A 14,051-nucleotide genomic window follows, 5' to 3' on the forward strand; every position below is an offset into this window, starting at 1 on the left:
CCGAGGAAGGAGACGGCCATGAAACGGATGAGCGCCGAACAGGCGGCAGAAATTATCCAGCACGATGATATGGTGGCGTTTAGCGGCTTTACCCCTGCGGGTTCACCCAAAGCGTTACCCAGCGCAATTGCCCAACGCGCCTGCGAACGGCATCAGAACGGGCAGCCTTTTCAGATCCGCCTGCTGACCGGAGCATCAATTGGCGCCGCCGCTGATGATGTTCTATCCGCGGCGGATGCCGTTTCCTGGCGGGCGCCTTATCAAACGTCATCGGGCCTGCGCGAGAAAATTAATCAGGGCCAGGTGAGGTTTGTCGATCTCCATTTGAGTGAAGTGGCGCAAATGGTTAATTACGGCTTTTTTGGCGAGATCGATGTTGCCGTCATTGAAGCCTCCGCCATTGCGCCAGATGGCCGGATTTGGCTTTCCAGCGGTATTGGTAATGCGCCGACCTGGCTGCTGCGGGCGAAAAAAGTGATCATTGAATTGAATCATTACCATAATCCGCGCGTGGCGGAGTTTGCCGACATCGTGATACCCGGTGCGCCGCCGCGGCGTAACAGCGTACCCATTTTTCATACCATGGATCGCGTAGGCAGTCAGTGCGTACAGATAGACCCCAAAAAGGTGGTTGCGGTGGTGGATACCGAGCTGCCCGATGCCGGAAATGCGGCGGATAAAACCAATCCGGTCAGCCAGCAAATTGCCGATAACGTCGTCACTTTCCTGCTGGCAGAAATGGCTCACAAACGTATTCCAGCTGAGTTTCTACCCTTACAAAGCGGCGTGGGCAATATCAACAACGCGGTAATGGCGCGACTGGGCGAGAACCCAGATATCCCGCCCTTTATGATGTATTCGGAGGTGTTGCAGGAGTCGGTGGTGCATCTGCTGGAAACGGGCAAGATAACAGGTGCCAGCGCCTCCAGCCTGACCATTTCAGCCCCGTCGCTACAGAAGATTTACGACAACATGGACTTCTTCGCCAGCCGGATTGTGCTGCGCCCGCAGGAGATCTCCAATAACCCGGAGATCATCCGTCGGCTGGGGGTTATTGCGCTCAACGTCGGTCTGGAGTTTGATATCTACGGCCATGCCAATTCCACGCACGTTGCGGGGGTGAACCTGATGAATGGCATCGGCGGCAGCGGGGATTTCGAGCGCAATGCCTACCTGTCTATCTTTATGGCGCCGTCGATTGCCAAAGGCGGGAAAATCTCCACCATCGTACCGATGTGCAGCCATGTCGACCACAGCGAACATAGCGTTAAAGTGATCGTGACCGAACAAGGGATTGCCGATCTGCGTGGGCTATCTCCGATGCAGCGGGCGCACACGATTATCGATAACTGTGCGCACCCTCTTTACCGGGATTATCTGCACCGCTATCTGGAGAAAGCACCCGGCGGACATATCCATCACGATCTCAGCCATGCGTTCGATCTGCATCGTAATCTTCTCGAAACAGGATCGATGCTCGGTTAACTTGCGCCACCGTCACGATCTTCAGCAATATGCTGAAGCATCGTGGCGGTATAACGATGGTTTTTCAGCGAATAGAGAAACTCCTGCATATACATGGGGCTGCCGGGCGCATCGAAATACTTTAGCGTCGACGGGTTCACCAGCCGCCAGGCGAAGTGAGGAATCACCGTCAAAAACTGCCCGCGCTCTACCGCGCTGATCTTGGCCATAAAGCTGTACGGACGGTAGATAATCGTCGGGTTGATCCCACAGGGCCGCATGTATGCATCCAGCATCGCCTCAAAGTTGGCGCGATTCTGGAAGCGCATTTGCAGCCAGGGCAGCTCGCGCAGCAGATCCTGCGGCTGTTTTTCTTCGTAGCGCCGGGAAACGAGAAACCCCAGACGCAGCGGAGGCAGCTCGCTAATCGCCAGATTCTCCAGTTCCTGGACGCGGGGGGAAACGTGCTGCGGCGAGATAATAAAATCCAGTTTGCGATCGAACAGGTTATCAATCACCCCATTCTCGCTGAATTCAACGGCCTGAGCCGTCACGCCGTCATACTTGTCACCAAGGCTAATCAACTGGTCAAAAATAATCGTTGGGTAGGTATTGTCGATCCCGATAACGATTTCCCGCGAGCGGCGAGAGGCGTTATGGATTTCGTTATCAATGGCAGAAAGGCGCTGATAAACGGGAAACAGTTTCTGATACAGTTCCTGTCCGGCTTTATTCAGACTGATGTTGTTATCTTTGCGGGTAAACAGCGTATAGCCGATTTGATCCTCCAGTGCGGCAATGCTTTTACCGAAAGGCGATGCGGTCATATGTATTTTTTCTGCCGCTCTGGCAATGTTATTGGTTTGCGCCAGCAGAATGAAATTACGCATCTTTTTCGAGATAAAAATATCCATAGCGTCCCCTTAAAAATCGCTATGGCCTATCCTCATTACGGCGAAAAAAAAGACTGGATGTGGGGTCTCATTTTTACAGTTGCTCACAGAAAAAACCCGGCTGGAAAGCCGGGTCTGCAATGATTACTGGGTTTTGGCTGGCGTTGCTGCTGGCTGCCCCGCCGTCGGCTCAATCTGGAAGACCACATCAACCTGATCGTCAAACTGAATAACCGGCTGTTCGTAGGTTTCCTGAGCGGATGTCGCAGGCGCTGCATCTGCTTTCATCATCCGTACCATCGGGCTCGGTTGATAATTGGAAACGTGGTAACGCACGCTGTAAACGGGCCCCAATTTGCTGTTAAAGCCCGCAGCTAACTGCTCAGCCTGATGAATAGCATCATCAATTGCTGCTTTACGCGCTTTATCTTTGTAAGTATCCGGCTGGGCAACGCCAAGCGATACCGAACGGATCTCATTCAGACCGGCCTTCAGCGCACCATCAAGCAGCGCGTTGAGTTTCTCCAACTGACGCAGCGTGACCTCAACGGTACGTACCGCACGATAGCCTTTAAGGACGCTTTTACCATTCTGGTAGTCGTAGTCCGGCTGGGTGCGCAGGTTTGCCGCGCTAATATCTTTCTTCGCTATCTGGTTCTGTTCAAGGAAGGACAGATATTGCGCCACGCGCTCATCTGCCTGCTTCTTCGCTGAAGCCGCATCCTTTGCAGCAACGTTCACTTCAATCGCCAGAGTAGCGATGTCTGGTGTCGCATCCACGCTTGCCGTTCCGGAAGTCACGATGTGCGGTCCATTTGGCAACTCATTTGCCTGTACCGATAGTGCGCTGAATCCGACTAATGCCGCCAGGGCCATTATTTTGAACTTCACGGTCGTTCCTCCATGTTTCATTAATTACCCCGAAACTCAGGGCACATGCAGGCAAGCTTAGCCGATCTCGCTGCGTTGTCCATCAGACAACACTTAGTTGAACAACGCATGAACGTGCGCAACACCTTCTTTTGCCAACTGAAAAGCGATAAACCACATCACCAATCCTACCAGGGTATTGATGATCCGCTGTGCTTTAGCAGTGCGCAAACGCGGAGCGAGCCAGGCCGCCAGCAATGCCAGGCCGAAGAACCACAGGAACGAAGCGCTGACGGTACCCAGTGCAAACCAGCGCTTAGGCTCAACGTCCAGTTGGCCTCCCAGACTCCCCAGCACCACAAAGGTATCCAGGTAAACATGGGGGTTTAGCCATGTCACCGCCAGCATAGTAGCGATAATTTTCCAGCGGCCCTGCTTCATCACCTCGGCGCTGGCCAGTTCCAGGTTACTGCTCATCGCCGTTTTTAACGCCCCGAAACCGTACCAGAGTAAAAATGCCACCCCACCCCAGGTGACAAGCGCCATCAGCCATGGTGACTGCATCAGCAAGGCGCTACCGCCAAAGATCCCCGCGCAAATCAGCACTAAGTCGCTGATAGCGCAGAGTAAAGCAATCATGATGTGATACTGGCGACGGATCCCCTGATTCATCACGAAGGCGTTTTGCGGACCGAGCGGAAGTATCATAGCCGCACCAAGTGCAAGCCCTTGAAAATAATACGATAACACGTTAATCATCCCGAACTGTTTCTCTTAGGAGCAGACTATAGCGCGGGGAAAACATTAGCGGAAATGGATAATTTTAATCAGGGATAAGAAGAATTAATACCAAGGGGGGAGGAAATGCCGGATGACGGCTGACGCCTTATCCGGCCTACAAAACCTGCGGGCCCGGTAAGCGATAGCGCCACCGGGCACGCGATTACTCTGCCGCGCTCTCTTTCACACGCTTGAAGTTCACATCCATCTGCGGGTACGGGAAGCTGATACCGTTGGCGTCAAACTCGCGTTTAATACGCTCCAGTACGTCCCAGTAGACGCTTTGCAGATCGCTACTGTTGCTCCAGACGCGTACCACAAAATTGATCGAGGAAGCGCCCAGCTCATTCAGGCGCACCGTCATTTCACGATCTTTAAGGATACGCTCGTCAGACTGAATGATATCGGTGAGGATTTTTTTCACCTGATCGATATCGGAGTCGTAAGCCACGCCGATGATAAATTCGTTACGACGAACCGGCTCACGAGAGAAGTTAATGATGTTCCCGGCAATGATTTTACCGTTTGGGATCACAACAATCTTACCGTCTACGGTACGCATAGTCGTGGAGAAAATCTGCACGTTGAGTACGGTTCCCGCTACGCCGCCGAGGTCTACATACTCACCTGCGCGGAACGGACGGAACATCACCAGCAGCACGCCAGCGGCAAGGTTGGACAGCGAACCTTGCAATGCCAGACCAACGGCTAAACCTGCGGCACCGAGAACGGCAATCACAGAAGCGGTTTGTACCCCAACGCGACCCAGAGCGGCAATCAGCGTGAACGCGATAATCCCGTAGCGCACCAGTGCGGAGAGGAAGTCAGCAACGGTTGCATCAATTTTACGTGCCACCATCAGGCGGTTAACGGTGTTTGATACGATGCGCGCCACAATCATACCGATAATGACAATGGCGATGGCCGCAACGATGTTGACGGCATAGCTTAACAGCAGCTCCTGATTGCGGACCAGCCAGGTGCCCGCACCATTTATGCTGTCGACAACATTCAAATCTTCCATTCAATATTCCTTTTTTGCTTACCCAAATGGGAAAAATAAAGCCGTCCCAACGGGACTGGCAATCTGACAAGGGTAAACAATAAACCTGGATTTTGCCAAACAGATCACAGAATTCTCTGCCAGCAGCATATTGAAATGGCAATAAAAAAGGCCCGCATTTGCGGGCCTCATGTCACGTAGAACGGCGTAAATTACAGAACGTCAACCGCGTTCAGTTCTTTGAAAGCCTGTTCCAGACGGGTGATCATGGTTGCCTGACCAGCACGCAGCCATACGCGCGGATCGTAGTATTTCTTGTTCGGCTGATCTTCGCCTTTCGGGTTGCCCAGCTGGCCCTGCAGGTAAGCTTCGTTCGCTTTGTAGTAGTTCAGAACGCCTTCCCAGGTAGCCCATTGGGTATCGGTGTCGATGTTCATTTTCACTACGCCGTAGCTTACGGAGTCTTTGATTTCCTGAGCAGTAGAACCGGAACCGCCGTGGAAGACGAAGTTCAGGCTGTTGTGCGGCAGGTTATGTTTCTTAGAAACATAGTCCTGAGAGTCGCGCAGGATGGTCGGGGTCAGAACAACGTTACCCGGCTTGTAAACGCCGTGTACGTTACCGAAGGAAGCTGCGATGGTGAAACGCGGGCTGATTTTGCTCAGCTCGGTGTATGCGTAATCAACGTCTTCCGGCTGGGTGTACAGTGCAGAAGCGTCCATGTGGCTGTTGTCCACGCCGTCTTCTTCGCCACCGGTGCAACCCAGTTCGATTTCCAGGGTCATGCCCATTTTGGACATGCGCGCCAGGTATTTGGAGCAGATTTCGATGTTCTCTTCCAGAGACTCTTCAGACAGGTCGATCATGTGAGAAGAGAACAGCGGTTTGCCGGTTGCTGCGAAGTGTTTTTCACCCGCGTCCAGCAGACCGTCGATCCACGGCAGCAGTTTCTTCGCGCAGTGGTCAGTGTGCAGGATAACCGGAACACCGTAGTGTTCAGCCATCTGGTGAACGTGATGCGCGCCAGAGATAGCACCCAGGATTGCAGCGCCCTGAGGAACGTCAGACTTCACGCCTTTACCCGCGATGAAAGAAGCACCACCGTTGGAGAACTGTACGATTACCGGCGCTTTAACTTTTGCAGCGGTTTCCAGAACGGCGTTGATGGAGTCGGTACCCACGCAGTTAACAGCTGGCAGAGCAAAGTTGTTTTCTTTTGCTACCTGGAAAACTTTCTGTACGTCATCACCAGTGATTACGCCTGGTTTTACGAAATCAAAAATTTTAGACATATTACGAATCCTGTATCTTCGGCCTTGGAAAGGGCGCGCGCTCTAAAGCGCGCTAATAATTGGGCAGGTTTCCCTGCCCATTAAATGCTTACTTTTTAGCGCGCTCTTCGAGCATCGCTACTGCTGGCAGAACTTTGCCTTCCACGAATTCGAGGAATGCGCCGCCGCCAGTGGAGATGTAGGAGATTTTGTCAGCAATGCCGAACAGGTCGATTGCTGCTAGGGTATCGCCGCCGCCCGCGATGGAGAACGCTTCGCTGTCTGCGATAGCGTTAGCAACGATTTCAGTACCTTTACGGAAGTTCGGGAATTCGAACACGCCAACCGGGCCGTTCCACAGAATGGTTTTCGCATTCTTCAGGATTTCAGCCAGCTGCTGTGCAGAAGCGTCGCCGATATCCAGGATCTGCTCGTCTTCTTTCACATCGCTAACGGATTTCAGTGTCGCCGGCGCAGTTTCAGAGAACTCAGTCGCTACGCGAACGTCGGTCGGAACCGGGATATCGCAAGTGGTCAGCAGACGTTTTGCTTCGTCAACCAGGTCAGCTTCGTACAGGGATTTACCCACGTTGTGGCCTTGAGCGGCAACGAAGGTGTTCGCGATACCACCGCCAACGATCAGCTGGTCAGCGATTTTTGACAGAGAATCCAGAACGGTCAGTTTGGTGGAAACTTTAGAACCGCCAACGATAGCAACCATCGGACGAGCAGGTTCTTTCAGTGCTTTACCCAGCGCATCCAGCTCAGCAGCCAGCAGCGGGCCTGCGCAAGCTACATCAGCGAATTTACCGATACCGTGAGTAGAAGCCTGTGCACGGTGAGCTGTACCGAAAGCATCCATTACGAATACGTCGCACAGCGCAGCATATTTTTTGGACAGTGCTTCGTCGTCTTTCTTCTCGCCTTTGTTGAAGCGAACGTTTTCCAGAACCACCAGTTCACCGGCAGCGACTTCAACGCCGTCCAGGTAATCTTTTACCAGGCGAACCGGAGCAGACAGTTTGTCTTTCAGGTAGTTAACAACCGGCAGCAGAGAGAATTCTTCGTTGTACTCGCCTTCGGTAGGACGACCCAGGTGGGAAGTTACCATCACTTTCGCACCCTGTTTCAGGGCCAGTTCGATGGTCGGCAAAGAAGCACGGATACGCGCATCGCTGGTTACTTTCCCTTCTTTAACTGGTACGTTCAGGTCCGCACGGATAAAAACGCGTTTACCAGCCAGATCCAGATCGGTCATCTTAATTACAGACATGGTGAATCCTCTCGTTGATTCATAAAGTTTTGTCGACGCTCAAGCGTCGAGCCTGAAACCAATAGCAGCCATCGCTAACGTAGTGTCGAGCATACGGTTAGCAAAGCCCCATTCATTATCACACCAGACCAGCGTTTTGATCAGGTGAGCGCCACTCACACGCGTTTGCGTACCATCAACGATGGCACTGTGCGGGTCGTGGTTAAAATCTACAGAGACCAACGGTAATTCCGTATAGTCAACTATACCATGAAATGCACCTTGTGCTGCTTTTTGCAGCAACTGGTTGACTTCACTGGCTTTTACTGGTTTTTTCACCGTCACGCTTAAGTCGATCGCCGTCACATTTATGGTCGGTACACGCACCGCTATCGCTTCAAAACGATCGTTAAACTGCGGAAAAATTCGCGTGATGCCCGCCGCCAGTTTGGTATCAACCGGAATAATCGACTGGCTGGCCGCTCGCGTGCGACGCAGGTCAGGATGATAAGCATCAATAACCTGCTGATCGTGCATCGCGGAGTGGATCGTGGTGACGGTACCAGACTCAATGCCGTAAGCATCATCCAGCAATTTAATGACGGGTATTATGCAATTCGTGGTGCAGGAAGCGTTGGAAACGATCCGGTGCTCAGCGCGCAGCTGATCCTGATTAACGCCATACACAACGGTTGCGTCGATGTCGTGACTACCAGGATGTGAAAAGAGCACTTTTTTTGCACCAGCGGCAATATGCGCCTCGCCGTGTTCGCGATTGCCGAAGACCCCCGTACAATCCAGCACGATGTCGACACCCAGTTCACGCCATGGCAGCGCGTCGAGCGTTCGCTCATGCAAAATGCGGATCGCGTCATCACCAACGATGAGCTGGTCACGTTCCTGACGAACATCCCAGGCAAAACGCCCATGGCTGGTGTCATATTTCAACAAATGCGCCATGCCTGCAGCATCCGCAAGTTCGTTGATTGCCACCACGGTGATTTCCGCCCGACGCCCGGATTCATACAAAGCACGAACCACGTTGCGTCCGATGCGACCGAAACCATTAATCGCTACGCGTACGGTCATAGGTCTCCTGCAAGGATTTCTCAGAAACGATGTGGCAGACAGAGTAATGCAGCAAATCGCTCAGGGAAACCTTACCTGTCGCAAACTGCGACTAATTGGTTAATTGTCGAACATTTAATCGACTGAAACGCTTCAGCTAGAATAAGCGAAACGCGGAATAAAAGGAATGATTGTCCAGCAACAGAACACAGTTATCTGACTTGCATCACATTTTAACGCCCTTCAACGCTAAATTTATTCCATATTCCAGAATGACGAATAACCGTAGCAAAATTATTTCATTGTCGTGTTACACACCCTGATTTAAATCAGAAAGCCCCCTGACCTGCATCTAATCACCAGCGCGAGGTCCGAGTCCCGGAGCCCTTCAATGATGCCGCAGACGGTCTGGATAGCAGACTGAGCCGTGCGATTGCGCAACGCGCGGCGCGTTCCGGAAAAGCAAAAAAAAACGGGCCGCCTGAGCGACCCGTTTTCACCTGTAATCGAAATTACAGCAGTTCTTTTGCTTTCGCGACAACGTTGTCTACGGTGAAGCCGAACTCTTCAAACAGCAGCTCTGCCGGAGCAGACTCACCAAAGGTGGTCATACCGACGATTGCGCCGTTCAGGCCCACGTATTTGAACCAGTAGTCAGCGATACCTGCTTCCACTGCAACGCGAGCGGAAACCGCTTTCGGCAGCACAGACTCACGGTAAGCGGCATCCTGCTTGTCGAACGCGTCGGTAGACGGCATGGAAACCACGCGAGCCTTCACGCCTTCGGCAGTCAGTTTGTCCCACGCAGCCACAGCCAGCTCAACTTCAGAACCGGTAGCGATGAAGATCAGTTCCGGCTGACCGTCGCAGTCTTTCAGCACGTAACCACCGCGAGCGATGTTTGCCAGTTGCTCTTCGGTACGCTCCTGCTGTGCCAGGTTCTGGCGGGAGAGGATCAGCGCGGTCGGGCCGTCCTGACGCTCAACACCGTATTTCCACGCAACGGCGGATTCAACCTGGTCACACGGACGCCATGTGCTCATGTTCGGGGTCACTCGCAGAGAAGCAACCTGCTCTACCGGCTGGTGAGTCGGGCCGTCTTCGCCCAGACCGATGGAGTCGTGGGTGTAGACCATGACCTGACGCTGTTTCATCAGCGCAGCCATACGCACCGCGTTACGGGCATATTCCACAAACATCAGGAAGGTGGAGGTGTACGGCAGGAAACCACCGTGCAGGGAGATACCGTTCGCGATAGCGGTCATACCGAATTCACGCACACCGTAATGGATGTAGTTACCGGCAGTATCTTCGTTAATCGCTTTCGAACCAGACCACAGCGTCAGGTTAGACGGTGCCAGGTCAGCGGAGCCGCCGAGGAATTCAGGCAGCAAAGGACCGAAGGCTTCAATCGCGTTCTGAGAAGCTTTACGGCTGGCGATTTTCGCCGGATTAGCCTGCAGCTTAGCAATGAACTCGTTCGCTTTTGCGTCGAAGTCAGACGGCATTTCACCCTTCATACGACGGGTGAATTCAGCCGCTTCCTGCGGGAAGGCTTTCGCATAAGCAGCGAACTTCTCGTTCCATGCAGCTTCTTTTGCCTGACCGGCTTCTTTCGCATCCCACTGCGCGTAGATTTCAGACGGGATTTCGAACGGCGCGTATTTCCAGCCCAGCTGTTCACGGGTCAGTGCGATTTCTGCATCGCCCAGCGGTGCACCGTGAGAGTCGTGAGTACCCGCTTTGTTCGGAGAACCGAAACCGATGATGGTTTTGCACATCAGCAGGGACGGTTTGTCGGTTACTGCGCGTGCTTCTTCAACTGCGCGTTTAATGGCGTCAGCATCGTGGCCATCAACGCCACGGACCACATGCCAGCCGTAAGCTTCAAAACGCTTCGCGGTGTCATCGGTGAACCAGCCTTCAACGTGGCCATCGATAGAGATGCCGTTGTCATCGTAGAACGCAACCAGTTTACCCAGCTTCAGCGTACCGGCCAGGGAACATACCTCGTGAGAGATACCTTCCATCATGCAGCCGTCGCCCATGAAAGCATAGGTGAAGTGGTCAACGATGTCGTGACCTGGACGGTTAAACTGCGCCGCCAGCGTTTTTTCAGCGATAGCCATACCCACTGCATTCGCAATACCCTGACCCAGAGGACCTGTAGTGGTTTCAACACCGGCGGTGTAACCCACTTCCGGGTGACCCGGAGTTTTGGAGTGCAGCTGACGGAAGTTCTGCAGCTCGGACATCGGCAGATCGTAGCCGGTGAGGTGCAGCAGGCTATAAATCAGCATGGAGCCGTGACCGTTGGACAGCACGAAGCGGTCACGGTCAGCCCAGGACGGGTTAGTCGGGTTGTGGTTCAGGAAATCACGCCACAGGACTTCGGCAATGTCAGCCATACCCATCGGGGCACCCGGGTGACCGGATTTGGCTTTCTGTACTGCGTCCATGCTCAGCGCACGAATAGCATTGGCAAGCTCTTTACGTGAGGACATTTTGACTCCAGATCGGATAATGAAGGCTGAGCCCTTAACGACTTGACGACAGCGCGTTTTGGGCTACGCCGGAAAAAAGTGCCAACAATGTAACCCAAGCCGCGTGTCATGTACATGGAGCATCCTTTTGCCGCTTCAGAAATCTCTGGATCATGCGCGCAAGTTGCGCAATCTTCTCGCCCGCGTATTGTTCTTTTCTTTATACTTAGGCCGAGCGTCGGTTCACCTGCAAACGACGTAATTTTTAGAATAATCCTGACTTTGTGCGGAAGAGAAAAAATGAAAATTCGCGCTTTACTGCTTGCTACGAGCATGGCTGCGGCATTGACCGGCTGCCAGAACATGGACTCCAACGGACTGCTTTCTTCTGGCGCGGAGGCTTTTCAGGCCTACAGTCTGAGCGATGCTCAGGTAAAAGCGCTGAGCGATCAGGCCTGTAAAGATATGGACAGCAAGGCTACTATCGCCCCGACCAGCAGCGAGTACGCAACGCGTCTTGGCAAAATCGCCGCCGCGCTTGGCGATAACATTAACGGCCAGCCGGTGAACTACAAAGTCTATATGGCGAAAGATGTGAATGCCTTTGCCATGGCTAACGGCTGTATCCGCGTGTACAGCGGCCTGATGGATATGATGACCGACAACGAAGTCGAAGCGGTGATCGGCCATGAAATGGGCCACGTCGCGCTGGGTCACGTGAAAAAAGGTATGCAGGTTGCGCTGGGTACCAACGCCGTACGTGCAGCGGCGGCATCCGCTGGCGGCATTGTCGGCAGCCTGTCGCAGTCGCAATTGGGCGATCTTGGCGAGAAACTGGTGAACTCGCAGTTCTCCCAGCGTCAGGAATCCGAGGCGGATGATTACTCGTATGATTTGTTGCGCAAACGCGGGATCAATCCGGCAGGTTTAGCCACCAGCTTTGAGAAACTGGCCAAACTGGAAGCTGGACGTCAAAGCTCAATGTTTGACGATCACCCGGCATCCGCAGAACGTGCGCAGCATATTCGCGATCGCATGAGCGCCGACGGGATCAAATAACCCTTGAACACTGCCGGATGGCGGCGTGAACGCCTTATCCGGCCTACAAACATCAACCAGCTGTAGGCCGGATAAGCGTTAGCGCCATCCGGCAAAACAACTTACTCGCCTTTTTTCGCTGCCTGGATGTACAGCATTTCCAGAGCCAGCGTAGCCGCCGCCAGCGCGGTGATCTCAGACTGATCGTAGGCCGGAGCCACTTCAACGACGTCCATCCCGACGATGTTCAGATCTTTCAGACCACGTACCAGCTTGATCGCGCGATCGGACGTCAGACCGCCGATGACCGGCGTACCGGTACCCGGAGCAAACGCCGGATCCAGGCAGTCGATATCAAAGGTCAGGTAGACCGGCATATCCCCAACAATCTGCTTAACCTGGGCGATGATGTCATCTACGCCGCGATCGTTCACCTGGCAGGCATCCAGCACGGTAAAGCCGTTATCTTTGTCGAACTCGGTACGGATACCAATCTGCACTGAGTGATTCGGATCGATCAGACCTTCGTTCGGCGCAGTGTAGAACATGGTGCCGTGGTCGAATTCACAGCCGTTAGCGTAGGTGTCGGTGTGGGCATCAAAGTGCACCAGCGCCATTTTACCAAAATGCTTAGCGTGCGCGCGCAGCAGCGGCAGCGTGACGAAGTGGTCGCCGCCGAAGGAGAGCATGCGCTTACCGGCAGAAAGCAGCTTCTCAGCATGAGCCTGCAGTTTTTCACTCATTTCACGCGCATCACCGAAGGCATAGACCAGATCGCCGCAGTCCACCACGTTCAGGCGCTCGCGCATATCGAAGTTCCACGGGAAGCGGTTATGCTCCCACGCCAGGTTAGTGGAAACCTGACGGATCGCCGCCGGACCATGACGTCCGCCCGCGCGGCCAGACGTTGCCATATCAAACGGTACGCCGGTGATCACCCAGTCGGCGTCGCTGTCGTACGGCATGAAGTTCATCGGCAGACGTAAAAAACCAAAGGCGTTAGAAACCAGGGAGTTGTCGTATTGATGACCTAAGGTGCTCATGGCAAAAACCTCATATTCGTCGGTATAAAAAAACCCTTCCGCGTCGTTAGGCCCGACGAGGAAGGGTTAGATTTTTTAAAACACATTTTGTGCAATTATCGCCTTAAAACTTCCCCGCTTCAAGCAGCGCGTTATTGACGACATGGCGGCGGGGCGTAACCATTACTGTCCGCCGGGAAGGCTTGCGCGGAGCAAGGCGGGAATGTTTTGACGGCCGGCCCCTGCAAAGCAAAGGCGGCAAAACCAATCACTCCAATGTTGCGCACGTCTCCCTGTGCAGAGTTAGCGGCGTAGGCGTCAGAAACATCGGAAAACTGAAATGACGCTTCAGTATGCTTGTCTTTTCTGAACCCTTTGATTGCCAGTGAATCTCCTGCATTAACAATATAGCCGCTATTATTCAGCGAACCAGGTTTACCGTTAAGTACATCAAGCCCATCCACTGTCGCCACGATTTCATAGTTTGTATCTCGGCTATAATTGCGCACATATAATTGATAATTTGCCCCCACTTTGGCAGGAAGCCTATATTGCCATTGGCCAACTGATGAGTTGTAAAAACGGGTAATAGGTACGGAATTAAAATTAGCATCGCGAACGGCATATTCCAAGTCACTAATGCGTATGCTGTATACTCTATCGTAACCCGTCGAATGCTTTGCGGAGTAATTTATTAATATAACTTCAGCAGGATCGCGCTCCGCACGTTCTACCGATATGCCCGTTACCGTTGAGCGAACCTCTTCGCCCCAGGCCGTGCCTACAGCTGGCGAAGATGCACTGCTATACTGTACTGGCCCAGAACACCCACCAGCAAGTAAAAAAATCACAGCAAAAAAGACGTTCCACTTTAATCCCTTCATCTCGATTCCCTTTCTGTTTCCGA

General features: G+C 53.2%; 12 protein-coding genes. 2 read left to right on the plus strand and 10 right to left on the minus strand.

The genetic code is table 11. The features are described from left to right. The first annotated feature begins 18 nt into the window (after nt 1-18). A complete protein-coding gene (gene scpC / locus OGX86_RS20550; RefSeq protein ID WP_048225482.1) occupies nt 19-1,485 on the plus strand; it encodes a succinyl-CoA:acetate CoA-transferase ScpC in 1,467 nt (488 codons plus the stop codon). On the opposite strand, the gene srsR is transcribed toward scpC, so the two are convergent. The 8 genes from srsR to tkt form a co-directional block, all read right to left on the minus strand. Further along, on the minus strand, nt 1,482-2,378 hold the full coding sequence (gene srsR, locus OGX86_RS20555) for a LysR family transcriptional regulator SrsR (RefSeq protein WP_003825467.1): 897 nt from the start codon (nt 2,376-2,378) through the stop codon (nt 1,482-1,484). The genes scpC and srsR overlap by 4 nt on opposite strands. Nucleotides 2,379-2,501: 123 nt before the next feature. Next, entirely contained in the window at nt 2,502-3,248 is a 747-nt protein-coding gene (locus tag OGX86_RS20560) for an oxidative stress defense protein (RefSeq protein ID WP_286640582.1), read from the minus strand. Nucleotides 3,249-3,341: 93 nt separating this feature from the next. Then, entirely contained in the window at nt 3,342-3,977 is a 636-nt protein-coding gene (gene argO, locus OGX86_RS20565; protein ID WP_003027005.1) for an arginine exporter ArgO, read from the minus strand. Nucleotides 3,978-4,170: 193 nt separating this feature from the next. Further along, nucleotides 4,171-5,031, minus strand: coding sequence for a small-conductance mechanosensitive channel MscS (locus OGX86_RS20570; protein ID WP_003825461.1), 861 nt, complete (start codon nt 5,029-5,031; stop codon nt 4,171-4,173). Nucleotides 5,032-5,222: 191 nt separating this feature from the next. Next, nucleotides 5,223-6,302, minus strand: a complete 1,080-nt coding sequence (gene fbaA / locus OGX86_RS20575) for a class II fructose-bisphosphate aldolase (RefSeq protein ID WP_003027029.1) — start codon at nt 6,300-6,302, stop codon at nt 5,223-5,225. Nucleotides 6,303-6,390: 88 nt separating this feature from the next. Further along, nucleotides 6,391-7,554 (minus strand): phosphoglycerate kinase, encoded by a 1,164-nt coding sequence (gene pgk, locus OGX86_RS20580; protein WP_006686863.1) that lies wholly within the window; start codon nt 7,552-7,554, stop codon nt 6,391-6,393. A 39-nt stretch (nt 7,555-7,593) separates the two neighbouring features. Then, nucleotides 7,594-8,622: an erythrose-4-phosphate dehydrogenase gene (epd, locus tag OGX86_RS20585; RefSeq protein ID WP_008785759.1), complete on the minus strand. Its 1,029-nt coding sequence runs from the start codon at nt 8,620-8,622 to the stop codon at nt 7,594-7,596. 491 nt (nt 8,623-9,113) lie between these two features. Continuing rightward, a complete protein-coding gene (gene tkt, locus OGX86_RS20590) occupies nt 9,114-11,105 on the minus strand; it encodes a transketolase (protein ID WP_048215577.1) in 1,992 nt (663 codons plus the stop codon). Between the two features lie 279 nt (nt 11,106-11,384). Between tkt and loiP the strand changes: the two genes are divergently transcribed. Beyond that, nucleotides 11,385-12,143: a metalloprotease LoiP gene (gene loiP, locus OGX86_RS20595; protein WP_048225486.1), complete on the plus strand. Its 759-nt coding sequence runs from the start codon at nt 11,385-11,387 to the stop codon at nt 12,141-12,143. Nucleotides 12,144-12,244: 101 nt separating this feature from the next. On the opposite strand, the gene speB is transcribed toward loiP, so the two are convergent. Both speB and OGX86_RS20605 read right to left on the minus strand, forming a co-directional pair. After that, nucleotides 12,245-13,165, minus strand: coding sequence for an agmatinase (gene speB, locus OGX86_RS20600; protein ID WP_005123314.1), 921 nt, complete (start codon nt 13,163-13,165; stop codon nt 12,245-12,247). Nucleotides 13,166-13,296: 131 nt separating this feature from the next. After that, on the minus strand, nt 13,297-14,028 hold the full coding sequence (locus tag OGX86_RS20605; protein ID WP_128317343.1) for a hypothetical protein: 732 nt from the start codon (nt 14,026-14,028) through the stop codon (nt 13,297-13,299). Nucleotides 14,029-14,051: the final 23 nt, after the last annotated feature.

Origin of the sequence: Citrobacter sp. Cpo040 (assembly GCF_030332915.1) — a bacterium.
GTDB lineage: Bacteria > Pseudomonadota > Gammaproteobacteria > Enterobacterales > Enterobacteriaceae > Citrobacter > Citrobacter portucalensis.

What these genes read in the sequence shown, in the direction of transcription:
- OGX86_RS20605 (WP_128317343.1), bottom strand. Translation starts at nt 14,028, where the DNA reads ATGAAGGGATTAAAGTGGAACGTCTTTTTTGCTGTGATTTTTTTACTT.
- tkt (WP_048215577.1), bottom strand. Translation starts at nt 11,105, where the DNA reads ATGTCCTCACGTAAAGAGCTTGCCAATGCTATTCGTGCGCTGAGCATG.
- speB (WP_005123314.1), bottom strand. Translation starts at nt 13,165, where the DNA reads ATGAGCACCTTAGGTCATCAATACGACAACTCCCTGGTTTCTAACGCC.
- epd (WP_008785759.1), bottom strand. Translation starts at nt 8,622, where the DNA reads ATGACCGTACGCGTAGCGATTAATGGTTTCGGTCGCATCGGACGCAAC.
- loiP (WP_048225486.1), top strand. Translation starts at nt 11,385, where the DNA reads ATGAAAATTCGCGCTTTACTGCTTGCTACGAGCATGGCTGCGGCATTG.
- srsR (WP_003825467.1), bottom strand. Translation starts at nt 2,378, where the DNA reads ATGGATATTTTTATCTCGAAAAAGATGCGTAATTTCATTCTGCTGGCG.
- fbaA (WP_003027029.1), bottom strand. Translation starts at nt 6,302, where the DNA reads ATGTCTAAAATTTTTGATTTCGTAAAACCAGGCGTAATCACTGGTGAT.
- OGX86_RS20570 (WP_003825461.1), bottom strand. Translation starts at nt 5,031, where the DNA reads ATGGAAGATTTGAATGTTGTCGACAGCATAAATGGTGCGGGCACCTGG.
- scpC (WP_048225482.1), top strand. Translation starts at nt 19, where the DNA reads ATGAAACGGATGAGCGCCGAACAGGCGGCAGAAATTATCCAGCACGAT.
- pgk (WP_006686863.1), bottom strand. Translation starts at nt 7,554, where the DNA reads ATGTCTGTAATTAAGATGACCGATCTGGATCTGGCTGGTAAACGCGTT.